The 23,522-nt window shown below is 60.6% G+C and carries 26 protein-coding genes and 2 pseudogenes; 11 read left to right on the top strand and 17 right to left on the bottom strand.

Translation table 11 applies throughout. The features are described from left to right. Positions 1 to 216: 216 nt before the first annotated feature. A complete protein-coding gene (locus CK227_RS33215) occupies positions 217 to 675 on the top strand; it encodes a hypothetical protein (RefSeq protein ID WP_095775683.1) in 459 nt (152 codons plus the stop codon). Positions 676 to 938: 263 nt separating this feature from the next. Here the strand turns inward: CK227_RS33215 and CK227_RS33210 are convergent, their stop codons facing one another. From CK227_RS33210 to CK227_RS33195, 4 genes are all read right to left on the bottom strand, one after another. Further along, a complete protein-coding gene (locus tag CK227_RS33210; RefSeq protein WP_245318352.1) occupies positions 939 to 1,454 on the bottom strand; it encodes a DUF1419 domain-containing protein in 516 nt (171 codons plus the stop codon). Positions 1,455 to 1,585: 131 nt separating this feature from the next. Further along, the gene (locus CK227_RS33205; protein ID WP_095775684.1) at positions 1,586 to 1,990 is read right to left on the bottom strand and encodes a hypothetical protein; all 405 of its coding nucleotides are present in this window, start codon (positions 1,988 to 1,990) and stop codon (positions 1,586 to 1,588) included. Between the two features lie 106 nt (positions 1,991 to 2,096). Then, entirely contained in the window at positions 2,097 to 4,247 is a 2,151-nt protein-coding gene (locus CK227_RS33200) for a ParB/RepB/Spo0J family partition protein (RefSeq protein ID WP_095775741.1), read from the bottom strand. 288 nt (positions 4,248 to 4,535) lie between these two features. Beyond that, the gene (locus CK227_RS33195; protein WP_095775685.1) at positions 4,536 to 5,732 is read right to left on the bottom strand and encodes a DUF932 domain-containing protein; all 1,197 of its coding nucleotides are present in this window, start codon (positions 5,730 to 5,732) and stop codon (positions 4,536 to 4,538) included. Positions 5,733 to 6,149: 417 nt separating this feature from the next. Here CK227_RS33195 and CK227_RS33190 point away from each other — a divergent pair, with 417 nt between their 5' ends. Together CK227_RS33190 and CK227_RS33185 are read left to right on the top strand one after the other, a co-directional pair. Continuing rightward, entirely contained in the window at positions 6,150 to 6,392 is a 243-nt protein-coding gene (locus CK227_RS33190) for a DUF982 domain-containing protein (protein WP_095775686.1), read from the top strand. A gap of 171 nt (positions 6,393 to 6,563) precedes the next feature. Next, positions 6,564 to 6,782, top strand: coding sequence for a hypothetical protein (locus CK227_RS33185; protein ID WP_095775687.1), 219 nt, complete (start codon positions 6,564 to 6,566; stop codon positions 6,780 to 6,782). 425 nt (positions 6,783 to 7,207) lie between these two features. Here the strand turns inward: CK227_RS33185 and CK227_RS33180 are convergent. Continuing rightward, positions 7,208 to 7,418: pseudogene (locus tag CK227_RS33180) on the bottom strand (cold-shock protein). Between the two features lie 36 nt (positions 7,419 to 7,454). Here CK227_RS33180 and CK227_RS33175 point away from each other — a divergent pair. The 3 genes from CK227_RS33175 to CK227_RS33165 all read left to right on the top strand — a co-directional run bounded on the left by CK227_RS33175 (position 7,455) and on the right by CK227_RS33165 (position 9,646). Then, positions 7,455 to 7,625, top strand: coding sequence for an EAL domain-containing protein (locus tag CK227_RS33175; RefSeq protein WP_095775688.1), 171 nt, complete (start codon positions 7,455 to 7,457; stop codon positions 7,623 to 7,625). Between the two features lie 255 nt (positions 7,626 to 7,880). Further along, entirely contained in the window at positions 7,881 to 8,498 is a 618-nt protein-coding gene (locus CK227_RS33170) for a hypothetical protein (RefSeq protein ID WP_095775689.1), read from the top strand. Positions 8,499 to 8,500: 2 nt separating this feature from the next. Beyond that, positions 8,501 to 9,646, top strand: coding sequence for an XRE family transcriptional regulator (locus CK227_RS33165; RefSeq protein ID WP_142886633.1), 1,146 nt, complete (start codon positions 8,501 to 8,503; stop codon positions 9,644 to 9,646). Between the two features lie 134 nt (positions 9,647 to 9,780). On the opposite strand, the gene CK227_RS33160 is transcribed toward CK227_RS33165, so the two are convergent. The 10 genes from CK227_RS33160 to repA all read right to left on the bottom strand — a co-directional run bounded on the left by CK227_RS33160 (position 9,781) and on the right by repA (position 18,046). Beyond that, positions 9,781 to 10,341, bottom strand: coding sequence for a hypothetical protein (locus tag CK227_RS33160; protein WP_095775690.1), 561 nt, complete (start codon positions 10,339 to 10,341; stop codon positions 9,781 to 9,783). Between the two features lies 1 nt (position 10,342). Continuing rightward, positions 10,343 to 11,995: an anti-phage dCTP deaminase gene (locus CK227_RS33155; RefSeq protein WP_095775691.1), complete on the bottom strand. Its 1,653-nt coding sequence runs from the start codon at positions 11,993 to 11,995 to the stop codon at positions 10,343 to 10,345. A gap of 478 nt (positions 11,996 to 12,473) precedes the next feature. Next, entirely contained in the window at positions 12,474 to 12,806 is a 333-nt protein-coding gene (locus tag CK227_RS37920) for an RES domain-containing protein (protein ID WP_280951255.1), read from the bottom strand. A 277-nt stretch (positions 12,807 to 13,083) separates the two neighbouring features. Beyond that, on the bottom strand, positions 13,084 to 13,770 hold the full coding sequence (locus CK227_RS33145; protein WP_095775692.1) for an XRE family transcriptional regulator: 687 nt from the start codon (positions 13,768 to 13,770) through the stop codon (positions 13,084 to 13,086). A 92-nt stretch (positions 13,771 to 13,862) separates the two neighbouring features. After that, positions 13,863 to 14,066 (bottom strand): helix-turn-helix domain-containing protein, encoded by a 204-nt coding sequence (locus CK227_RS37610; protein WP_245318353.1) that lies wholly within the window; start codon positions 14,064 to 14,066, stop codon positions 13,863 to 13,865. Positions 14,067 to 14,101: 35 nt separating this feature from the next. Further along, positions 14,102 to 14,188, bottom strand: a complete 87-nt coding sequence (locus tag CK227_RS37910; protein WP_280515982.1) for a hypothetical protein — start codon at positions 14,186 to 14,188, stop codon at positions 14,102 to 14,104. A gap of 52 nt (positions 14,189 to 14,240) precedes the next feature. Then, positions 14,241 to 14,462: a DUF1612 domain-containing protein gene (locus CK227_RS37905; protein ID WP_280951256.1), complete on the bottom strand. Its 222-nt coding sequence runs from the start codon at positions 14,460 to 14,462 to the stop codon at positions 14,241 to 14,243. Beyond that, the gene (gene repC / locus CK227_RS33135; protein WP_095775693.1) at positions 14,459 to 15,664 is read right to left on the bottom strand and encodes a plasmid replication protein RepC; all 1,206 of its coding nucleotides are present in this window, start codon (positions 15,662 to 15,664) and stop codon (positions 14,459 to 14,461) included. Before repC ends, CK227_RS37905 begins: the two co-directional genes overlap by 4 nt. Before the next feature lie 157 nt (positions 15,665 to 15,821). Continuing rightward, a complete protein-coding gene (gene repB / locus CK227_RS33130) occupies positions 15,822 to 16,850 on the bottom strand; it encodes a plasmid partitioning protein RepB (RefSeq protein WP_179296563.1) in 1,029 nt (342 codons plus the stop codon). Continuing rightward, on the bottom strand, positions 16,850 to 18,046 hold the full coding sequence (gene repA, locus CK227_RS33125) for a plasmid partitioning protein RepA (protein WP_095775694.1): 1,197 nt from the start codon (positions 18,044 to 18,046) through the stop codon (positions 16,850 to 16,852). The genes repB and repA overlap by 1 nt, the downstream gene beginning before the upstream one ends. Positions 18,047 to 18,465: 419 nt before the next feature. On the opposite strand from repA, the gene CK227_RS33120 reads away from it, so the two are divergent. Together CK227_RS33120 and CK227_RS33115 are read left to right on the top strand one after the other, a co-directional pair. After that, the gene (locus CK227_RS33120) at positions 18,466 to 18,717 is read left to right on the top strand and encodes a hypothetical protein (RefSeq protein ID WP_245318354.1); all 252 of its coding nucleotides are present in this window, start codon (positions 18,466 to 18,468) and stop codon (positions 18,715 to 18,717) included. Further along, complete coding sequence (locus tag CK227_RS33115; protein WP_095775696.1) at positions 18,717 to 19,409, top strand: nucleotidyl transferase AbiEii/AbiGii toxin family protein; 693 nt, start codon at positions 18,717 to 18,719, stop codon at positions 19,407 to 19,409. Before CK227_RS33120 ends, CK227_RS33115 begins: the two co-directional genes overlap by 1 nt. A 135-nt stretch (positions 19,410 to 19,544) precedes the next feature. Here the strand turns inward: CK227_RS33115 and CK227_RS37600 are convergent. Continuing rightward, a pseudogene (locus CK227_RS37600) lies at positions 19,545 to 20,170 on the bottom strand (hypothetical protein); the annotation flags it as partial. Positions 20,171 to 20,348: 178 nt separating this feature from the next. On the opposite strand from CK227_RS37600, the gene CK227_RS33105 reads away from it, so the two are divergent. Then, positions 20,349 to 20,684: an MbcA/ParS/Xre antitoxin family protein gene (locus tag CK227_RS33105; RefSeq protein ID WP_179296568.1), complete on the top strand. Its 336-nt coding sequence runs from the start codon at positions 20,349 to 20,351 to the stop codon at positions 20,682 to 20,684. Then, on the top strand, positions 20,681 to 21,199 hold the full coding sequence (locus tag CK227_RS33100) for an RES family NAD+ phosphorylase (protein ID WP_095775697.1): 519 nt from the start codon (positions 20,681 to 20,683) through the stop codon (positions 21,197 to 21,199). Before CK227_RS33105 ends, CK227_RS33100 begins: the two co-directional genes overlap by 4 nt. Positions 21,200 to 21,242: 43 nt before the next feature. On the opposite strand, the gene CK227_RS33095 is transcribed toward CK227_RS33100, so the two are convergent. Further along, complete coding sequence (locus CK227_RS33095) at positions 21,243 to 22,442, bottom strand: site-specific integrase (RefSeq protein WP_095775698.1); 1,200 nt, start codon at positions 22,440 to 22,442, stop codon at positions 21,243 to 21,245. A 125-nt stretch (positions 22,443 to 22,567) separates the two neighbouring features. Here CK227_RS33095 and CK227_RS33090 point away from each other — a divergent pair, with 125 nt between their 5' ends. Next, positions 22,568 to 23,521, top strand: a complete 954-nt coding sequence (locus tag CK227_RS33090) for a DUF1403 family protein (RefSeq protein WP_095775699.1) — start codon at positions 22,568 to 22,570, stop codon at positions 23,519 to 23,521. Position 23,522: the final 1 nt, after the last annotated feature.

Genomic DNA, 23,522 nt, shown 5'->3' with positions numbered 1-23,522 from the left:
AAGTCAAGTCGCTGTTCGTGTTAGCGAGTATCCGACCTATCTTATCGCTCTCGTCGTGCTTTATCGGAGAAACCCCGCAACGAGCAAGCGGTGTGTCATGGGCCTTGCGCAGCCGGCTCAATCAACGGGAGGGCGAACATCCCTACTGAGAGGTGATGGGCTGATCTTCAGAGCTGCATCAACACCGATGCTCAGGCGTCCAGCCGGCGGAGTGCGATGACTGTGCACAATCCGGCTGGAGCGATTGCAATCCCTATTTTCTTGGGAACTAATCTTCTTATGGCGGCGGAAGAGCTGGACGCGCTTGTTTTCGGGATGGCGGTCGACAGCGTTCGTGCGCTTTCTGTTCCTTTCGCGGAAAAAGTCGCGGAAGTCGCCCACAGAAGCCAGGGCGTGCTGCTTTTCAATTTGCGCATCGATGGCGACATGGAACTTCAGCGCGTCGCCGCCATCCGGTATCCAAGCAATCAGACAGGGGTTCTGGTGCTGGATAAGCAGGGCTTGTTGACCAGCCATTGCATGGTCAATGGCACTTTCTCCAACTTTATCGCTCCGTTGGAGGACTGGAACACGCTGCCGCTGGCAACGCAAGCCAGGACGAGTATCGCAGGCCCGGCCAGCCTGTTCATCGGCGCTTTACGCAATGCCGGATACCTCCCGCGTGGCGGGCACTGAGCAGACGTTTTTCTGAGGGCGGATGCTTATTTCCTCGGGGCAGTTGGCCATACGGTCTCGAAGGTCTCAACAGCTGAGGATGGAAGCGGGTGCATACATTGAGCGAAAGTCGGTCACCGTCATGGAGAGGTATCGCCGTCGAGGCGCGGTTCTCATAGATATCCATCGTCGCCCTCCTTCGTCAGCTCCGACGCAATCGCACTTTGGACAGGAACTCGTCGATCTCGAGATCCGACAGATCATCGAGCGGCTTGAAGGCAGCATCATGCCTTCCGGCGTTGACGAGAATCGTGCGTTTGCCTTGATGTCCGGCCCACCCGGTCTCGGGGTCTGCGTTGCGGGCGATCCCCCTGAGCTCGACAGGGGTTATGTTCCAGATCGCCTCGAGCTTCCGCGCGGGTCATGCTGTCGCTCGCGCCGGTCTCGTGGGCGATGATGGCGGCGCGCATCTTGTCTGGCGACTGGCGATCGGTGAGATCGCAGAAGCCATGAAACCAGCGCTCGCGGCCCCGGATCCGGATCGCGAAGAATACGCTGGTCACGTTGCCGGCCTTATACTCCGACATTCCGAACATGCCGGTGCGCAGGAAGAGCGGCGGCAACAAATCTAGCATGAAGTGGTATTCGGACGCGGTGATCTCAAACCACTCGCCTGAATAGGGAGTGCCGGAATTGGGATCGATGCCGGGAGTGTCTTTGTGACGGCTGAACAGTTGGAACATCTGCTCGCGGGTGGCGACGCCGTCGAGCACCTTCCTGAAGGGTGGATGTGCGGTCATAAGGTCTCCTGAAGGCAGGTCGGCCACGCGCGGCATCACCGTGCCATGGCAACTGCTTGCTGTGTTGTGGCTGGCGACGGGCAGAGCCCGCGGCCGGCACGTGCATCGGCGATGATGGGGTTTGCAGGAGTTTAGGCGGCGCGTCGTTCGGAGGAACGCGAAGCGTCTCGACCAACTCCAGTGATGGCACGGACGGCGGCGGCGAGCGCCGGAATGTCGTCCAGCATGCCGAGGGCGACGAAGTGGTTGGCTCCGCCGGTATAGTCCTTGCGGCCCTTGCAGGTGCGGATCAGGATACCGTGACCTGAGGACAAACCGAACTGGCCGACCTGGATGTAGGCGTGGTCATGGTGCAGGGTAATTTCACCGCAAACGGCGATGCCTGCCCTGTTGGAGCGCAGGTCGAAGCTTCCCTGCGGCAGCGCGAGTTCGGCGGCGAGTTTCTTCAGCCGTGAACGGGCTGTGGTGTGGAAACGTCTCTTCTGCTGCTCGTCGTAGGAGCAGGATCTTTTCCAGTCGAACATGTCGATCTCCATGAAACAAAAACGCCCGGGCGCGCTATGGCGATCCCGGGCTTGAGAGTGAGTTGGAACTGAAATGAGGTCCGGCGGGAGTGCCGGGCCGGTGCGAGCGTGAGGCGGGTTATTCGGCGGCCTGGAGGTGGTCCGTTTCGTCGCCGTCGATGGTCACCGGCTCATCGGAGGACGGATCCGCATCGTCGGCGAGGAAGGCCGGCAGCTCGGCGGCATCGCCGTCGAGGGCTGCCTCGTCCGACATGTCGCCGGTGACCGCGTTGCCAGCATCGGCAGACACTTCATCGACCTCAACGCGCAGCGGCTCGGGCAACCAGTTCGAGCCTTCGAGAAGCCGGGCGGCTTCACGGGCCATGATGTCCTTCTTCATGTGGTCGATCAGCTGCGCGGAGTCTGCGCCACGCGCTTCACGGACAGCCTGCAGGATCCGCGCCTTGGTGAGCCGCCCGAGGAACTCGACCGTGGGCGTCCACCCGGCGTCGACCATGTCGAACTGGAGCGAGCGGCCAAGCACGTCTGCATGCTCGAGCGCCTTAGCTCGCCTGTTCCAGGGTTCGACCACCGCATTGAGGGTCAGCGAGACGCAGTGCGCGAACAGCGCCTTGCGGCTTGCTTCATCGAGGCCGAGAAGGAAGTCCCACAGGCCTTCCGCCTCATCGGGCAAATCGCGGTCCCAGGCTTCGTGCCGCTCGGCGAACTCCTTGGCCCAGGAGGTCTCGGCAAGACCGTCAACCTGGCTGAAGCTGGCGCTCTTCAGGCTGATCTCCAGGCACGTGTCCGGCGCGAAGCGATAGAAAACCTGCAGGACGAAGGCATGGAGTGCGGCGACGAAGGCGATGTCGACGTCGCCGGCGAGCGCGTTGCGCAGTGCCAGCGTCCGCTGCGCGGTCAGGTCGAAGACGAGCCGATCGGGCAGTGGCTTGATGCCGTCGTCCTCGCCGTCGTCGCCAGAGGCGTCGTTCACCAGCTTACCGTTGACGACAACACCATCGCAATCGTCGTCGCCATTGGACCGGGTTCCGCCGGCAGCGCCCCCTTCCTCGCCCTCATCGACATCGCCGGTTTCGGGCCGCGGCTCGTCCTCGGACCGCACGAAACCGGCGTCGACCTGGAGCTTGCCATTCGCGGCAAGGGTAACGAACACACCGGCAGTGGCCTTCTGGGCGGGATCGTAGCTTTGAGGACGATCATCGATCGCATCGAGATCAGAACCCAGCTGGTCGAGCTTCGCCTCGATTGCTTCGTCGGCATCCTCGGCCTTGGCATAGTCCGCATCCAGCTTGTCATATTCAGCCTTCAGCGCATCGTAGCGTGCGATCTCTTCGGCGCTGAGCTCCTGCGCCTCGGCGTAGATGCGCCGCATGCCGGAGGTGTGGCCATAGGGAAAGCTGATCGCCGCCTCCACCCATTTCCAGCCTTCAGCGCGGATCGCGTCGGCATCCACCTTCAGCCTGTCGAAGACAAGCTGCTCGAGGAGTGCGGCATCCTGGAACCAGCCGCCGGAATCCTGTTCGAACAGGTCGCGAAGGATGACCCCTCCAGCCGCTTCATAGGCTTGGGCGCCGACATAGACGGCCCGGCGATCGTCGGCGCGAACGGTGGTCTCGGTCAGCAGGCGCCTGATGTAATAGGGTTCCTGCGTGTGCGAGCTGGAAATCCGCTCCCAGACCTGTTCCTGGCGCGCGTGATCGTCCGAGATCGAAAACGCCATGATCTGTTCGAGACGGATTTCGTCGTTCTCGTAGTGATCGAGAAGTTTTGGCGACACCGAGGCCAGCCGCAGGCGCTGCCTAACAGTCGCCGGCGATACGAAGAACCGGGCGCCGATCTCGTCTGGATCGAGACCCTGATCGCTGAGCGTCTTGAAGGCCCGGAACTGGTCGAGCGGGTGCAGGTCGGCGCGCCGCAGGTTTTCGGCAAGCGAATCCTCCTCGGCCGAGGTCTCCTGCCCGCGGTTGACGATGCAGGGGATCGGCTCGTTCTTCGCCAGGCGCCTCTGCTTGATGAGGATGCCGAGCGCGAGATAACGCCGGCCGCCGGCGGGCACCTCGAACATGCCCGTCTTCTCGCCCTCGCCGTCGAGCACGGGACGGACGTTCAGGCTCTGGATCAGCCTTCGCCGTCCGATGTCTTCGGCCAGCTGCTCGATCGACACCCCGTCCTTGATGCGCCGGACATTTTTCTGCGACAGCATCAGCTTGTCATAGGAAATATTCTCCGCGGCGTTCATCGCGATCTTCTGAATGGCGTTCTTTGCCATGGTCAGGTTCTCCATGACGGGCGGCCCGGGGCCTCTCCCCGAACCTCCAAGCCCGTCAAAAACCCTCCCCTCCCCCCTCTGCCTCCAGGCCTCACGCCGACCCGGCCCCGGCTCAGACCTCGACGAGGCCGAGCCGCCGGAGGTGCATCCTTCCAGCATGTTGGCTTCACCGGGTTCTCAAACGAAAAAAGCGCCGTCCTCTTACTTCGGAGGACGGCGCTGGGATCGATGGAGACGGCCCGGAGGCGAGGCCGACAACGACAGTTTTCGCTGCCGGCCTCCGCAGGATCAGGCGGCGAGATCGAGAAGCTTCTTGGCTTTGCCCTCCAGGTCCAGGCGGACATCCTGATGCGGCTTGTCGCGCGCGACCCGCGTGATGCCCTGCACGAAATCAAAGATCGATTCCGGTGGTCTGCCTTCCTCCATGAGAACAGTATCGATGATCTTCGCGGTCTCGGACTTGGAGAAGCCCCGCTTGCGCAGGAAGCCCTGGCGGTCTTCGTCGTCTCGGGCAACGATGCGTTGCCGCGCCGTCTTGATGCCGTTGACGAACGGCATGGGCGAGGAATCGGCAAACTGGATGAGGGCCGGCTCGGCTTCTAGGGCGAACCGGGAGGCGGCGTATTTTGAATGGCGAATGGTGATTTCCTCGAAATCTTCCACGCCCCACAGATTGCGATTCTGACAAACCGCGCGCAGATAGAAGCTGGCGATCCCTAGGGTGCGGGCGCCGACTTCGGAATTCCAGCAATAAAAGCCGCGGAAATAGAGATCCGGTTCCCCATTAGGCAGCTGCCCGGCCTCGATCGGGTTCAGATCGTCGACGAGGAAGACAAAGATATCGCGATCAGACGCGTAGAGCGTGGTGGTGTCGCTGGAGATGTCGACGTGCGGATTGTAGATCCCTGTCGACCAGTCGAGCACTCCGGGCACTTTCCAGCGCGTGTCTCCGGTTCCGTTGCCGGCGATCTTTTGAACGGCGTCCACCAGTTCTGAGTCAAATATTCTGCCGTAATCAGGGCCTGTTACCGCCCGCAACTCGAGGCGTCCGTTCTCGATCTCCAGTGTCTTGACCTGCTCGGCGCGATGGTTGAGGAGACCATGCTGTAGGTTGATCGCCGCTAGCGGAGCCGGTAGCTGGCGCAGATAGGTGGCCGGCGCGCCGACCAGGCTGGCGAGTTGGCCAAAACTCCAATGCGTGGGGGCAACAGGCGCACGCGCATCGGGTAGCATTAGTCTCAGGCGCTCGGGATCGTCGCGGCTGGCCTCGACGCGGATCAGCTCACTTTCGACGATGCGGGTCTTGCTGCGCTCCGATCGGCTCTTTACCGAATTCCGGAGGTCGGTAAGCGACAGGTATCGCTCGTCCGCCGGCCGGTTGAACCATTCTGACGAGACGCGGCCGATGCGCTGGCCGCGGCTGACGTCAACCTTGTAACCGGCACGGTCGTTGCGCTTTGGCGTGTGAATTTCCATCTGGGTCATGAGTGTCGCTCCTCGGCGGGCGCCGGAAGACTCTCTCCCGGCCGTTCACCCGCCACCCCAACCCGCCCGCCTTCTTTCTCTCCCGGCACCCGCGCCTTGGAAGCGTCGCCATTGCGGCAGCGGCCGCTTCGAGGCCGGCACCCAGGAAGGAAGGCTCGGCCTTCAGGAAAGCCCGAGCCTGGACCCAGCGCCGCTTCACCTTCCGGACGCGACAGAATTCCGCTGTGCTTTCTTGCGTAACAAGACCGAGGCCCCCTCGGGATTCAGGTAGCGGTCTGCTGAAATTGGGGCAGGCAACTTCTCTCGAGATTGAGCAACTGCAGTTTCTCTTCGGTGCCTAGCCAATACCTGTATAAACTGACCCAACGTCATGATACGCGAAGTCCGTGTCATGGTCTGAATTGAAAGTGTAATTGCATGTCGAGCAGGTTCGTCCGGCCCGTGGTGGTGCAAGTTGGCCGGCAGGAGCGTGAGCGCGTCATATTCGACGTGAACGACGCAGCCGCGATCCTGCTGCGCAGTTTCCCCCATCAGACGACGAAGCGAAAACTGGCTATGGATGCATGTCTTCAGGTTCTGCGCGGTGAAGCTCAAACGCCGGTTGCGAGACGGGCCTTCGTTGCAGCGGCGTTGGAAGCGAACATCCTACGCAGCGACTGAGGGCAAGTTGATAGTAGCCGGAAAAGTAGAGCTTCACGCCAGCACAGCGATGACCGGGGTTGTTCAGCCCGCAACAGAGCATCGAGTCCTGCCATCGCGGGAAACAACCCGACGTTCATCTTAAGCGACATTGGTCAGGAAGACCGTAAGTAACGCGATCGGAGATGGGATATGCGAGATTTGCCGGGCGACATCGATGCTGACGTTGTGATTGAAGTCAGTCGGCTTCTCGACGATGCCGAGGATCTCGCACCTTTGCCGGTGCACGAACTGGTCAAGCGGATTCGTACGACACTGCAGACCCGCCTTTCCGATCTAGCAATCGAAAAACTGGTCGTCGAGATGGCGTCTAAACGTGGATTGCCTATGGTCTTCGACAAGCCTGCATGACCGGAGAGACCGGCAGGCCGAGAAAAGGGCCATGTACAAGTCTTCGCCTGCCGGGCTGGCGAAGATAAGCCGTTGGCTTGACAGCTCTGACCATGGTTCTCAGTTCACCGGTGAACCGGCAACGCGATATTGGACGATCTTGGTAGCGGGATGGCCAATCAGTGGCCGGACGTCGTCGCCCCAGTTTTCCAGTTTCTCGCGCGCAAGAAAAAGGCCGAACCAAGGGTCCGGCCAGGTATGAAGGTCAAAACCTCCAGAGGGAACGCGCCAGACGAATGGGAGGAAACATCCGACGCACCGCGCATACGGGTTAGCAAAGGTGACACTTCAACGACGTGCCGGTAGGCCACCAGACCTGTCCTCTTTGGTGCACTGAAGCTTGAAGCTTGCGTGCCTGATGCGCTTGCCTAAATCACATGGCTGGTTCAGCCAGCCTTGCTCAGGTTGCCGGCCGACGATTTGCCGGTCCGCCGATCTTGTTCTATCCTATAGTTGACCTTCTGGCGTCAACGAGCGTCGACGCGCCAGCGCGCTCGAGAGCAGAAATTTGGACAAAACATCCTGTCCACCACCGTCGGGCTGAATGAAGCCAAAGCTCTTGGTCGCGTTGAACCACTTTACCGTTCCACTCGCCATACGTGTCTGAAGATCGACCGCGTCTTTGTTGACCGAATGGCGACCCGCGCCGGCGACGTAGCCATCGTCAAGGCAATCGTCAGCCTGGGTCTGGGCTTTGGCCTCAAACTCGTCGCCGAGGGAATTGAGAGCGGAGAGCAGGCCGCGACGCTTCGTCGTCTCGGCTGCCGGCCAGGGTTACCTGTTCGGCCGGGCCATGCCCTTTAACGAACTCCTACAGGCGGTCGAACAGGATGTATTTCGGGGTGCAAAATTGCTCCAAAAGGCGGGGGGTCAGCTTCGCGCCTCATGCCAGCCGTTTAACGTTTTAACCGCCACGTCCAAAACCCGCCGTTCTTTCTCCTGAGTGGGTTTTCGCATTTTTCCAGCTTGCTAGCATATTGAGGCTCGTCCCACGTAGTGCTTGACAATAATCCGGATGGTTGACAAATTCTTAAAAATGCCCGATTCGGAAAAGAAGGAATGGCGATGCTACCTTGGGACTATCACCCTGAGTTGACGGTAGAACGGCTGGTCAAGGTTGCACAGTTGCTCGCGCTGGGCCGTGGCAGTGCGGTCGATCGCTTTGACCCCACAATAGGTGACGACAATTGGACCTTGGGAGTCTGCGCCTATAATTACGGCTGCTTCCAGATCGCGCGAACTGCGGGCACACCGGGTTTCGAGTGGCTGGGAGTGATTGATCCCGGCAAGCATTTCCAGTTCAGCATCGGCGGTGTTCCGATGCGCTTCTGGCGCGGAGATCCAGCAGAGCCTACCGCAAAGATCTCGGTTGCCACTCCCTTCGAGCAACTGCAGCTCGATCTGGAGCCAGGCATCCCTACGGCCGGCATGCTGTTTCGAATCGGTGTAACGACCGACATGGATGGCGCCCTCCTCGGAGCTAGCTTCGTCGCGCTACGCAACAACCAGCCCGAAGTCGTGTGGCCATTGCCCCTTGCTGAGGCAGAGCCTTTGATCGTGTTGCTCGATGACGCACGGCCAGAGGGTATTGAACTTTCATCGCCGTCTGTCGGCGATCATCGGGAAGACGAGGACGAGCGCGGCGACGATATCGCCTCTTCTTCCGACGGGGTTTAGGCGTGACAACGAAGGGAAGTGCGCCGGGCCAAGGCCCGGCGGGTCGAGCACGTTTCTTTTACGGTGACAAGCTCCGACTGGCGCGACTGATCACAGGGCTGTCGCTCGATGAGTTGGGCGGGCTCGTGGCCGCTAGCCGGCAGTTTGTTCATCAGCTTGAAACGGGCGCCAAAGAACCAACCGACGAGATGCGCGATGCTTTGGCAGCCGCGCTTGCGGTGACGTCCGCGTTCTTCGCAACGCCGGCGACAAACCCCGTCCGTGAAGAAGACTGCCACTTCCGTCGGCTGGCGAGCGCCCCAAGAGCGCTGATTGCGCAGGCGGTGGCCCGGGGGACAGCGTTAGAAGCGCTGGTTGACGCGCTCGAGGGCCAAGTTCGCATGCCGATCGTCGACTTTCCAGAGGAAGCGCGCCCCGCTTCGCCCGACGCGATTGAGCGCATCGCCGAGAATGCTCGACAGCATTGGGGCTTGGGCCTCGACGGTCCAATCACCAGCATGATGCGTGTTGTGGAGAATGCTGGTGCGGTGGTGGTCCACTTCGACGATCTCACTGACCGCATCGATGCGCTGTCAATGGCTCGGCGCCGACCTATCATCGTTCGCTCAACCGCGAAAGCTGCGGGCGCCCGCTTGCGCTTCGACCTCGCACACGAAGCAGCTCACCTGATTATGCACCAAGGCATCGTGACCGGCGACAGCGTCACTGAAGGGGAAGCGCACCGGTTCGCCGGCGCATTTCTGATCCCGCGCACTGCCTTCGCGCGTGAATTTCCCCGAAGTCGGCGGGCTCTCGATTGGAATGCTCTGTTTACAATGAAGCTTCGTTGGAAGGTTTCGGTGCGCGCCATTGCCCGCCGCGCGTTTGATCTGGGCCTGATCGACGCTGCGCAATATCGCACCGCCAACATCCAACTGGTAAAGACAGGACAAGCTAAGGCGGAGCGCTACGACGAACGGGTTGCGGTCGAGGAACCGGAGTTGCTGCGCGCGGCCATCAGCTGGGTTTCCAACCGTGACACGATTTTCATGCACCACCTGCTTGCCAATCTTGGCATGGCCCCCGAGCTATTTGCCCGACTTACCGGCGAGCGCATGCCGACGCTCCCTGACAATGTTGTACCGCTCGGTATGGCTAAGCTTTTGTAGATGCCGTTCCGTGTTTGGCTTCACGGCATGATTCCGCTGGGCGATGTTTCCTGCCCGATATGAGGCAAGAAGAGGCGGCGCGACACGAACTCGGGAGCCGGCGGCACCATTCGAGGCGGACATTCCCTCTAAAATCATGCGATCTGCTCGATCCGCCAGCTGCTCTTGGCTTTGGCCGAGAGCATCCGGTTCAGATATGCAATGAGCATGCTGGCGTGCTGTGGCTTCGGAACGAAGAACATCACTGCCCCTCTATCGAGCTCAACCAACTCATGATGAACTCGGGGAACCTGAACGCCACCCTCCGTCATGAAGTCGCGGACCGAAAGGTCGTGCCAAGGCATCGAGTCCAAGGCGTAGTAAGAGCCGACCGACTTGAAATAGGCGAATAACGTGTCCCTGTCGGATCCGTATTGGTCAAAACGGGCCGCGTATCGCAGATCAATCACCGACCTAGGCTTGTTAGACAGCACGGCCTTCTGAAGCGTCCGGCCGTGCACGGTATCCATGGCAACGACGAAAACGCGCAAATCGGGAAGGGCAGGCGCGTCGAACAGATCAAGCTGATCGGCACGTGGTAAGCTCTGGACAGTATGACGGGTGGTGACCTCATGCGTCTGCGCGACAACGCGACCATCGACGCGGCCATGCCAGCTTCCGGTATTCTCGACGAGTGTGAGTTGCGGTTTCGCCACGCTATTTCGCCAAGGCTGCTTCGAGTTCGGGATAGCCTACCGTTAAGGTGGCCCATTCGCTACCCCATTCTGGTGCCCGCATCTCAAATTCTCCGCTTGTCTTATTCTTAAGTTGCCACGTCTTCTCGAATGCACGGACGTACATCCGCGGTGCGACCCCTACGAACGGTCTGAAAAGCACCTTAGGCTCGTTGAGCTTAACGTCGTCCTTATCGACGTCCGAAGCGGTACGCATCTGTGCTCGCGCGGCAGCGATGCTCTTTGCGACCGGCGGTATCCACTCGGACGGGGTCACCTCGATGGAATCGCTATGCAGCTTTCTGGCCAGGCTCTTGGGGTACGGCTCGATGAACTGAACTTCGTACACGCCGGCACTGACGATGTGCCTGGCGCAATAGTGGCACGGATATGTTGTGACGAAGAGGCGGGTACCGACGGTCGAAACACCTTCGCGTCCGGCCGACAGCAACGCATCCATTTCGGCATGAACCGCACGACTGAACTCGATAAGGCCCCCCAGCCGAGTCTTCCGGATGCGCGCAGCCAGTTCGATCTTGTCCGCAACCTGCTTCAGCTCTGGAAGGACCTCGATCAAGTTGTCGATGATATCGTTTTGCTCACGATTGCTGCTGCAATACGCCTCGGCGCGGAAAGCACAACGATGATCGTCATTGCCTCTGCTCGACGTCGCGAAGCGTTCGCCATAGACGCCGCCTCCCGCCGCCGGCACTTCGTTCGTTCCGGTCGCGACCACGGTTCCATCGGCGTCGACCAATGCCGCTCCCACCTGCCGGGATAGACAGGCGCTACGCACGCGCGCGGAGTGGGCATGGTGCATCGCGGTCTCCTCGATGGTGGGCCGCTCCACACGATCATGCGAGATGATGCTAACGAACCTGCTCAAATCGGTGTCGAGCAGGTTCTTGGTGCCGTTCGGGTCATCACGGGTATTGTCGATAAAGAAATCCGCCTCGTAGAACGCCTCGGTCACATGCTGGCCATGCTTGCGGTTGGAGTCGTCCGAGTCGCGATCCATGAAACGATCGACTGCGTTCTGTGTTTCGGGCAGCCCCTTCTCCGGCCCGCGGAAGTATTTCTCGAGGATTCGTGCGCGACGCACGCCCTCCTCGCAAACGACGCCGATCAGCCCGAAGGCGTTGCCGTACGTTCTGCGCAACAGGTGAATTTCGGCCGGGTGCCTTATCGAATCGATAAGGTAGACGCGCTTGACGCTGTCGGGAATGACCTTCTCGCCCTTGACGTACGTCTGACCGGTGCGGTCAGCACGTCGCTGTGCAATTTCGCGCATCGCCGCCTTGGCGACTTCTGCCATGTCGTGCTCGCGCATGGAGTCACCGAGGTTCTGCAACTCGGTGACCACTTCCAAGGTCTTGGGCCCGACATCAGGGAAGGCGAGGCCGTTCTCATGTGCCCAGGTTCGGATCAAGTCACTTGCCTTGATCAGCTCAACTTCATAGCCGCCGGACTTGCAAACGCGTTGCAGTGCCTTGATCGCCTGCGACGCGCCTGCCCCTACTGGACCGACAACGGCGAAGAAAAGCTCTTTCGAGTGGCTCCCGGCCAAGACGGTCTTGCTATCCGGCTTCTGACCAGCCTTCTGCTCAATCTTTGCGACGACCGTCGATCTCGCCATGCCAGCACCCCCCGTTCCCGATTCCAATTATTCTTTTCCATATCGAAGAAATCGCAAAGTGGTAAGCGGTATACCATTGGATACAATCACGAAATCCAGAAGAACCTCCAGATCCATCCCGCTTGGGGTGGGCAACACCTTTTGCGGTTCCCGGCACTTAAAGAAGGGAGCCAGATATTAGATATTGGACTATGTGGGTGGGAACTCAGGAAAGCTGGGACCATCGGAGCCGGAGTCGCAACGTCGGCGGAGGTGGTCGACAATCGTCGAGGCAACGGGTGCCGCAAAAGCTTCGGGTTAGCAGACCCCCTGCGCAATGCCGCAAAGGGGCGCCAGCGGAACGGCTACTTCAGCCAAATGCATCTCGATAGTGGTCGTTCGGCTCAGGCTCACCCCGGTCGTTCCGTTGCACCGGCTTAGTGGACGCTTCTGGCGCTACAGCCCTCTTCGCCAAGCGATACGGATCCGAGCTGGATCTTTACACCAACCCCACTCTGAAATCCTCCAGAACCTGAGCCAGCCCTCGCGCGCCGAGAAGGGCCGTAACACGCTTCGCCTGAAGCTTCGGTACCGCGCGATCGTAAATGGCAAGATTGGTCGCCTCATTGAGGCGTGAGGGATAAATGATCCCGTCGGGCTCAGATGGGTGCTCGTGAAACGCCAGAGACCACCGGCGTGCCAGGTTCTGGCGCTGTGCCCGAACGACATCGGTCGGCACACCCATCCGAACGGCATTGTCGCCTCTGAGATCGACCAGGCGTAGGTCTGTCGTGGTCGCGATCTCCGCGTAGCGCCGTCGGGTCAGCTCCACCTCCTCTATTGGAAGATCGTCAAGGATTCCTTCGCGGCGGTCGCGGAAGCACGGTCTCCAGGAAGCACACCTTCAGGGAGTCACCGAGGTAAAGAACGCCAAACCGGTTGGCGTCAAGACGGCGTCGAGGATCGCTGAACCGGCTCGGCGACTTCCCGTACCCCAATGGATCAGGATAGGTGCTCCAGTAGATCCGACCGAACGTCCGACCCCGCGGTATGGTCTCGATTTCGAGCTTTGCGCGCGCGAAATCGGGTGGAGGTGGAACGCCGGGCATTCAATCGAAATCGCCCCTGGCCATGCCTTCCGCCGCGGCCAAAACCGAGGCGTCATCGCCTTTTTGAAGGGCTTGAAGGCCGGTCCGCCCATCGAGGGCACCATGGCGCGACACCAGAAACCGATAGACGGCCCAGGCACTATTGCCCAACATGGCATGCAGCGCCGGCAATGCGCCTAAGGGACGACCGTCCTTGTCGAGTTGCCAGACAGGAAAGCGGAAACCACGTTTGGCCCCATCGATCCCGAGTACCTGTCCGCTTTGCCGCCTGGCGTTGACCGTCACGCGCGACGTGCCAAGCAGCTTGGCAAAGGCATCCGCGCTCAGCATCTCCTTGCCTGCGACAATTTCGGCGACACGCTTGCGGCCGCGCGCGCGCGCTCCGGCAAGAGCCGCCTCGAGTTCGGCATCGGGCATGCCCGCGTCCTCGACGGGAAAGGTATCGTCTGAAGCCATCGGTTGCTCTTCGACCGGCGTGATCGTCTGCGCATCAGCCGCCGGATCGACCTCTACCCGAAACGATACGCGGTGGCCGATCTTACGGCTGCGTGCGATCGCTTCCTGATAGCGTTCGAGCAATACCTTCTTGAAGTCTGCCTGTGCCGGAAGCTTTGTCGTGAAGCTCAGGGTGGCGACTCCCGCCTGCGATGCGTTCCCGCTATGATTGCTGCGTTTTGGAGCGACCATGATGACAACCTCCTGCTGGCACCAATATGGTTGCAGATCGCAAGTTCGTCAAGTTCGATAATTTCGTAAAGTTAGTAGCGAATGGCTGCGGACTAAACAATTCCCCATGCCCGAAAATTTCCCCTGCCCGTCATCTGGCGCAGGTCGAGCTCGCCGACCAGGTTGAGCGCTCGCTGTTCTGTCACCTTCAGCCCGTCCTGGATCAGGCTTGTCGAGACAAGTGGCCGCGAGACCACCAGTTCGACCAGGTCGGCCAATTTCGAGTTGGAGCGCCGTTGTTTGAGCTGCCGCTCCATCTGGCTTTTCGCCAGCACGAGACAGTCATGCTCCTTCAGGCCACTGCTGCATCGTGAATGGCATCGAGAGAGGCCAGCAGGCGATCGCTCCGATTGCGCGCCTGCCGCCGCTCCCTCGGAATGTTTTTGGCGCCGAGATGCAGGCTGGAGAGATGGTGCGCGGCAAGCGCCTTCCTACCGCAGGAGCGCGGCCACCAGTAGCGGCCCTAGCCAGGCGGCGTGCTGCAGCACTTCGATGTTTTGCCAAGCCTCGAGCAGAATCGCGGCGCTCATCACCGACGGCCACTCCCGCGTGGCGGCGAGCTTGGCCTGCCGTGGCGCTAACGATCGACAAGACCGCTCTCTCGCGCTTGAACTAAGCGCAAAGCGATAAGCTGCGGGATTGGCGACCGTCATCCCGTCATCCTCGCCGTCGCCCCGTTCGCCTTCAGCGCCGCCATCAGCATCGGCCCGACTGAGAACTGCCCTGCCGTCGCTTTTTCGGTCAGTACCCGCAGATAGCCGCCGGCCGAGCTGATGTGCTGCGCCCTTTGTAGGATGCAGGCAATCACGATCGCCGCGACCTCCTGGCCCATCACATGGCAAGCCTCCTCATACGCTGACGGCGAAACGCCCAGATATCCCCGCACCTGAGCGGCGGTTATCATGAGATCGCGCCAATTGCCGATGCCGTCGACGGCATAATCCCCAATTTCGGGGCAGGCCTTCAGCACCATCCCCAGCGGGTATGTTTTAGGCGCCTCTGCGGTCCTCGTCCTGGGCTCGGCCGTTGCCCCGCTTTTCTCTAAAGCAGGTTCAAATTCAAAAATAGAGTCGGTATTTGAATCAGATTGCTGCCGCTCGTTTTGAGAGTCATTGCCGATCGGATTCGTGGATTTCATATGGTTTTCCAGCAGCTTATCCACATCATCACGCAAGGCGGCCAGATCGGCAACGATGGGCTCGAGCTCGGCAATACAAGCTCGGCGCGGAATTGCCTCCACAACGCCGCGGAAACGCTTCCACAGGCCTCCCCAGTCTCCCGGGACATCCTCGTCAAGGGCCGCCTCTATCAGCTTGTGGATGTCACGGCGATGCAAGGTGATCCGCTCGCGCATAAGCCTGAGCGCCCTGTTGTCGGCGCGAATACGCTCGGCCGCCGCCTCGAACTCGTAAGCACGGGCCAGCAGGGGCGCCAGGGAGAAGCCAAATGCTTCCTCTATCTCCCCTCCCCGGCCCTTGCGGGCGTAGCGCTTGCCGTTCGGGCTATCCCGACGGATGATCAGCCCGCAGTCAACAAGAGCCGCCAGGTGCCGCCTGACTGTGGGCTCGGGCATTCCGTGCGCCCTGAGCGACAGCTGTGCGTTCGAGGGAAAGACGATCAGGTCGTTTTCCTCACTCAATTCGCTGTCAGGATAGAATGATAGCAAAGCATTCAGTACGGCCAGCGCACGATCGCCGATGCCGACGATGCTCTTGCCCTCGCAGAGGTTGCGGTAGATCTGCCATTTGTCGACAACCCTGCCTTTGGGGATTTCACGTGAATCGTTTTGCGCTGCCAGCATGGCAAGCGACATCGGCCGCCGCCCAAAGGGCGTCGTTGCAATACCCGTCTCCATTTCTTCCTTCGCCTTCAGTTAGGCAAAAGAAATCTGCTCGCCGAACCGACGCTTAAAACGCTTGACAGTGATTCGCGAAAATGTGATTCTCAGCTTGCTAAAGGATGAGAAGGGCTTCCGCGACGGTGACGTTCGGGGGCCTTTTTCTTTTGCGGTTTCAGTCTCCCGTTGCTTCCTTGGTGGACATCCGGAAGGCCACATAGAGATCGTCCAGTTGTCCGGTGATGAACTCAGCGAAACGCGGCCCATCCGGAGCCTCAAGGGTGACGACGGCCTTTTTCGCGGACTTCTTTAGTGTGACGCTGACTGATCTATCCGTCGGCGCCCAGGATTTGATCGGCCCTCTCCGATCGGGTGCCGGAAGCTTGCCTGAGGGTTTCCCCGCCAGATGTCGGGCCAGCATTTCCAATCGGTCATCGCTTGGAGCTGCTTTGAAATCGGGGGATGCCATCAGTTCCTTGACGGTAACGCCCCCCTCCCTGACTTTCTTGGCGAGATCGTACCAACGGTCTCGGCCGCTGTTTTTGGCGGCTCCGATAACGTTGATGATTTCCGCCGGGATGTCCTTGGTGACAGAAATCATCTTCGAGACCACGGTCTTGTCGACAGACAACGCTGCCATGATGACTTCGCGGTCGTAGCCGTTGCGCTCCAGGTTGCCAGCAAAGACGGCCTTCTCAATGAACGAGAGATCGGCCCGGGCGCTGTTTTCCTGCCCTTGGGCGATTACATGGTCCCTATCGTCCAGTTCCTTGACGACCGCCTTCACCGGTCTCCCGAGCGCCTTAGCAGCCCGTGCCCGCCGGTGGCCAAATACTGTCATGTAACGGCCGGCTAAGCCGGGATGCGGACGCACTAGGATTGGACTATCCTGCCCCCTCTGCCGGATGGCTTCCACCAGATCGTCAAAGGCCTCCTTATCATCACCTATGCGATCTGAGACAAACGAGATGTCGATCATGTCAGGATCGAGTTCAATGACCGTAGCGCCTTCTAGGAGTCGAGATTCAATGTCTTTTGCCGCCTGCGCCTTCTCGGCTAGCTCGTCGATCGACCTCGTAATGGCTCCGAAAGCACCGCGGCTGCGGTTTCGCTCCATTGCTGGCGAGAGATCACTCGCCGGATCTGAGTTGACTGCGGTCAACTTTCGATCCGTGAATGAGGTCAGCAGGTTCTTCCTGGACATCAGCGCCCCCATGCCTTGTGGATTAACTCCGTTATCTCGGAGTTGACGCGATGCACCGATTCTATCGCGCGGTCATACGTTGACCGGGTGAACTGGGAGCGTTCGACCTCGTAGAGCGTCTGCTTCGTTATCCCTGCATCCGAGATCGCGGTACTTTTCAGCATCTCGTTGACAAGCACATGCTGCTTGAACAGCGATCGCATGAAGGCGACCATCTGGCTCTGCGGGCCGTCAGTAGGCTCGTAGCGGGTAACAAGGTAACGAAGCCAGTCGAGCCGCATGTTGGCTCCCGCCCTCTTCAGCGTGCCCATGACCTCGCCCATCATCAGCAAGAACTGGCACATCGACATCACATCGAGCATCTGTGGATGCACGGTGATCAGGATGCCGGTAGATGAAGAGAGCGCCGTCAGTGTCAAATAACCGAGCTGAGGCGGGCAATCGATGATGACTACATCGTAGTGGTCTGCAACATCCCCCAAGGCCTCGTCGAGACGTCCGAAAAAGATGCGGCCCATGGAGCCGTCCTTTTGAGCGAGGGCCAAGGGAGTATCGTATTCGAATTCCTGCAGCTCGAGATTCGCGGGCACGATATCGAGATTCGGGAAATTGGTCTTCTGCACTAGCGCCGACAGCGGCTTTCTCTCGTCGTCATAGCGCAGGGCTTCGTAGAGGGATTCGTTGTGGTCGATCTCCGGCTGGAAGCCGTGCAGGGCGGAAAGCGAGGCCTGCGGATCAAGGTCGATGGCCAGAACTCGGTGCCCGGTCAGTGCCAAATGCTGTGCCAGGTGGGCTGCCGTCGTCGTTTTTGCGGAGCCGCCCTTGAAATTGACGACCGCAATTATCTGCAGGTGTTCCGCGCTTCGACGGTGCGGAACATATTTCGCTGCCGCCCGGCTGTTTCGATCCAAATACTGTCGCATCTCCAGTAGCTGCAGGGCCGTGTAGGAACGGCGGCCGGACGGTGTTACCATCGGCTGTGGCCCCTTGCCTTCGAGAGACAAATTCTTGAGATAACCGCTCGTTACATTGAGATATTGCGCAGCCTCCGCCAACTGGAACGGTCGCAATGTCTTTTGTGCATTCGGCGGGAACATTTCGAGCCGATGTTCGTGAAGCATTGCAGAGAGGTCATTGGCCTGTTGGGTGATTAGCAGATCGACCTCTGCAATCTCTTCCCGGATTATCACATTCATCGAAATCTTCCGCACATGCGTTTTGAAAGCCGATACGGCCCACCAACCGCATGTAGCTCTGATTCTTTCGTTCCGGCAACAAATTTAATATTAACGAGAGGTTAACAGAGAAATCGCCCGTCCGCAGTTGACTGCAGTCAACTTGCGCCGCCGGATTCGACTCACGTGAAACTAACGCCCTGCGATCAAGGAAGAGGCCCTGACGTGGCCCCTTCGGGACTACCTCTGGCCTTGCGGATGTATAGTTGCCCCGGAGCCGCAGTTGAAGGGACGAGATCCGCGATTTGGATGGCGAGATCAATTGCTATCGATAAAGGATCTCTTATCGATAGCGAGGCTATCGACCACTCTACGGCGATGGAGGTAACCTTGTGTCTCCGACCCGAAACGATTATCTTACGGCCATTATGAGCAAGCATTTGGCATCAATCCTGACGACCGTGAACGCGCCCTACAGCGTGCAGTTGGACGACGCGGCGCTGGCTCATTGCCTGGCGGATATCGATTTGGCCAAACAGCATCCTGGCCATGTCAGCGCCTTTCTCGGCGAGGTCCCCCCCGCACTGCAGATCGAGTTCGCTGTCGTGCACGACATCCCGGTTCCTGATCTGAAGGCCTTTGCCGCTGCGTTCTCTGCCTGGTCCGGCGAGAGCTATCCGCTCGCTGCGTGATGTCCCCACACGTTAGCCGGCGCCCTTCCGACTGGCGGTGGCTTTTTGGCATCGCTGCCGATCTGATTGACCAGCTTCGGGAGAATGCGGGCGGTTACGACTTCGAATGGTCGTTTGGTGGTGGGACGGCTATGATGATCCAGATTGGTCATCGTGAAAGCCATGACATCGATGTTTTCCTCAATGACCCGCAACTGCTCGGCTTCATCGACCCGTCCAGAAGCCGCCTACGCTTTGAGCTGATGCCATCGGACTATCAGGGTGACGGGCTTCGATTTCAAAAGTTCGCCTTCGAAGGCATCGGCGAAATCGACTTCATCGTAGCCGGAGCACTGACAAAGGCGCCCTTCAAGACATATGATATCGAAGGGAAGACGGTTCGGCTCGAGACCATTCCCGAAATCATTGCCAAGAAGGTCTACTATCGCGGCTCCGAAGCCAGGCCCCGTGACATCTTCGACATCGCAGCCGCAGCCCGGTCGCAACTCGGCGCAGTCGTGGATGCCTTGCGTGCGTTTCCGCAACAGGTCGCGAGCACCAGGGAACGGTTGGAAAAGCTGAATCGGGAATTCGTTAGTCGTGCAATCGCGCAGTTGATGATCATGCCCGACTACGAAGCGTCAGCCGCCGACAGTCTGGACGCCGCGATCGTTGTGCTTGATGAGGCGTTGTCATCGTCCAAGCCGACCTGATCGCCTCCCTCCGGGTCGTTGCGGGGGAGGGGAGGGCTTCTTCTACAACCCCGACGCCTTGGTAAGGTTGGTGGGACCTTTGACGGAAATCAACTCGTCTTTCGATTCAAAAGGGGAGGGGCTTTTCCCTATCTCCTACAGCCCACTCGCCTTGGTGAGGTTGACGCGGAACCTGTCTCTGCGGCGTTGATAGCGGCGGGTCATTTCGGCTGAGGCATGGCCGAGTTGCTTTGCACATAGCGCTCGTCGACTCGGCTGAGCACGCGAGGCCCGCGCGCAGCGAATGCCAGAAAACTTTTGGCCGCGCTCGCCCTCGGGAAGATCCCCGCGCACGCCGGCGGCCAAGGCCGAGCGTTTGACCAGCGCGCCACCCCCTGATCGTCAAGCCGTTCGGCTCCCACCGCTTTGCCCTGACCGGTGACGCGGCGGAAGAGGGGGCCATGCGCGATGCGGGCCAGCTTGAGCCAGGTCTGCGGGGCGACGACCGGGCCGTCGGTCCTTCCGATCGAGCGGTTGACCGCGTTGCGTATAGTTCCAGGTCAGCGACGACAGGCGGCGCTAGATGGTCGACACCGACTTGCGTCCTTTGCCGATCCCGAGGCCTGGGCCTTGATGTAGAGGCCGACGATTTGTGGGTCTGGTGGCAGCGGATCAAACGACTGACGCCGGCAGCAGGCGCAAAAAAGCTTCCAGTCGGTGGTATAGGCGCGGCGGGTGTTCGCCGAACTTGCTGCCTTGACATGATCGCGCGCACGGTCGGCTTGATCCGCGTGCGTGCTAGGGCGGTGGCAGCAGCTTGGTTCAGTCCCTGAGCTTGAAAGCTGTCGAGAATTGCCATATCATTTGCACAGGAAATATGACTCTCAATATGGTGGGATGAAATCTGTGGCTCATGCACTCAAGATCCCCGAGCAGAATGGACCTCTCATCTTGTCTTATATGGACCGGAACGGGAAGATTGCGATCGAGCAGGTCGCGGACGGTTTTGGCATGTCCAAAGGCCAGTTGGCCCAGACTGCCGGTCTAGCGCGCGAGACCCTTTATCGCTCAGAGCGCAGCGCCACGGTAAAGACCCAGGGGCGTCTACGGGAAATGCTTGAGATTATCAGCCGCGTGACGGATTGGGCGGGCGGCAAGGAGCAGGCGATGGCCTGGTATCGGGCTCAGCCGCTCCCAGCTTTTGGCGGACGCACCGCTGAAGCGCTGGTGAAGGACGGCAAGGCAGCAGCGGTCCGTGATTATCTCGATCACATGGCCGTTGGCGGGTTTGCGTGAGGTTCGTCAGAACCTGCTACCGCGCACACGATCCACGTTGGGCATTCAAGCCGACTTCCGGCGAAGGAGCGGCGATCCGAGGCGCCCGATTCAATCCCAAAGGCGTGCCGGCACTCTATCTGGCACTGACCATCATGACAGCGATCAAGGAAGCCAACCAGGGCTTCGCGCAGCGGATCGATCCGTGCGTGCTTTGCTCCTATGAGATTGATTGTGACGACATCGCGGATCTGACAACGCAAGAGGGGAGGGGAGAGTTTTCTGTCGCGCTCGAGGACATGGCCTGCGCCTGGGCGACGGCGCTTAGCGACGGAGAGCGCCCGGCGTCCTGGTCCATTTATGACCGGCTGCGGCCTCGAAATATCGCCGGCATCGTGGTCCCAAGTTTCGCCCCGAGCGCCGAGATGGAGGATCGCAACCTGGTCCTTTGGGACTGGGGTCCGGATCTGCCGCACAAGCTAACTGTATTCGACCCGAGTGGTCGGTTGCCGAAGGACCAGCTATCCTGGCGATAACGCATTCTCGGCATCCAAACGGCAGGGGAGGGGTCTTTCCGCCCTACAGGCCTGACGCCTTGGTGAGATTGACGCGGAACCGGTCACGTCGGCGCTGGTATTTGCGAGTCATTTCCGCCGAGGCGTGTCCGAGTTGTTTTTGCACATAGCGTTCGTCGACCTCGGCCGATGAGGCAAGACCGGCGCGCAACGAATGGCCCGAGAATTTTGTTGCACGCTCTCCTTCCGGCAGGTCGCCGCGGACGCCGGCGGCGAGAGCGGCGCGCTTGACCAGCCGTGCCACCTCCTGGTCGTTGAGCCGCTCGGCGCCGACCGTCTTGCCTTGGCCGGTGACGCGGCGGAAGAGGGGACCATGGGCGATCCGCGCCAGCTTCAGCCAGGTCTGCAGGGCAACTACCGGGCAGGTGGCGTCGGACGAGCCGCGTCCGATCTCGACCTCGCGCCAGCCGGTTTTGCCCCGCAGCGTCACCAGCAACCCCTTTTCCAGGATCTCGATCCAGCCCGAAGAATCCTCGGTCTGATCGCGCCCGACGTCGAGACCGACGATTTCGGAGCGGCGCAAGCCGCCGGCGAAGCCCAAAAGCAGCATGGCGCGGTCGCGTAGGCCGCGCAGCGTACCGCGATCGAGCGTCTCGAGCATCGCAATCAGATCCTCGGGCAGGATGGCCTCTTTCTGCCGGGGAGGGGAGGCGTGGCTGTTGCGGATGCCGGCGAGCACCGTGGCGATATGCCGGTCTTTGCGGTCCAGCGGCTGGCCACGCTGAGAAAAATTCCAGGTCAGCGAAGAGAGACGTCGCTCGATTGTCGAGACGGCGTTCGGCTTTTTGTCGCCTGTTACCTTTCCGGACGCGCAGGCCGTGATGTAAAGGCCGACGACCTGCGGATCCGGTGGCAACACATCGAGATGCTGGCGGCGCGCCCAGGCGCAAAAATGCTTCCAGTCGGCGGCGTAGGCGCGCCGGGTGTTGGCCAAGCTCGCCGCCTCGACGTAATCGCGAGCGCGCTCGGCGAGCCCTTCCAGATGAGCCGGAAGGCCGACAATTGGCGGCGCGGCCGCTGCCGTGTTCTCCCCCGAAAAATCGTTCGACGGCTGTCCCATGGCGAGCACGACATCGATGATATCGGGGAGATCGTCGACGACCGCCTCTGCTGGCGAATGATCGATGATAGCGGCCGTGCTGTGGGACGGTCCGGAGGTCGGGTCGACGTGTTTTTCGGGCTTCTGCTCGACGAAAATGGCCATTTCTACACTAGACGCCACAACGAACGATAATGCAAGATTATCGTTCGTTATCTGTTGCCGACAGCCTGTGCGTTTTGGTGCAAAACTGATGGCGCAAAGCGCACAGCCACTTTACCCTCCAAATCATGATTCGCCTCGATCCCGCGACCGCCATTGCCTCTGCGCCGCCCGCCGTCCCGGCCTGGGCGCTCGCAAACGCCGGCGCGCCGAGCGACGCTGACGCCACCTTCAACGCCGGCGCCGCCCTGGCTTCGCTCGACGGCCTCGCCCGCGCGCAGCCCAGCTGGGCCGGAGCCTGGCGGCAGCGGATGGCGCTTCGCTGTGCCGCGGCCAGCATGCGGCTCGCCGGCCGCTCAGAAGACGAGGCCGCGCTGCGCGATGCCTGGTACCTGCGCCCGGCCGGCGCCGACACCGGCCCCGCCGGCGCGGTTCTTGGCGCCTGGCGGCAGTTGGCCATGCAGCCGTCGGTCGCCGCCCCCGACCGGCTCGAAAAGATCGTCGACCAGCTCGGAGTGCATTGGGACGACGCGGCGCTCGCCGCGCTTTCCGCGGAGATCGAAAAACTGGCGGCATCGCAGCGGCCGGCGCCGTTCGCCGCCGCGGCGCTCGCCGCCCGCACCGTCGCCATGCGCCACGATGCCGAGCTTTTTGCCTGGTGGCTGGCCGACCTGGTGCTGGCAAAAAGCTTGCGCTGGCCGCGGCCGCTGCCGCTGCTGATGGCTCAGGCCTTCGGACCGGCTTTTCGCCGCGAGGCCGGCGGCAAGCGCATTCGGCCGGGGGAAAAAGGGTTTGAGCGGGCGGTTTGCGTCGCGCTCGTTGCGGCCGCGGCCGACGCCTGCCGATTGGCCGCCGATGTGTCGCGTCGTGCGGAGCGGCTCATCGCCGTCGCACCGAAGCTGAGGGCAAAGGGGGCGGGCGATGTGATCCAAGGACTGCTCGACGACGACGCCGTCTCCGGATCGCTGACGACCAAAAACCTGTCCCGCTTTGCGGCGCGGCGCTTGTTCGACCGGCTGCAACAATTGGATGCCGTGCGCGAGCTTTCCGGCCGTCCCAGCTTTCGGCTGTTTGGGCTCTAGC

The sequence above is a fragment of the Mesorhizobium sp. WSM4308 genome, assembly GCF_002294905.1.
In the GTDB taxonomy this organism is placed as follows: domain Bacteria; phylum Pseudomonadota; class Alphaproteobacteria; order Rhizobiales; family Rhizobiaceae; genus Mesorhizobium.
Note: the sequence above shows the minus strand (reverse complement) of the source record. Positions and strands in the feature narration are given on the sequence as shown.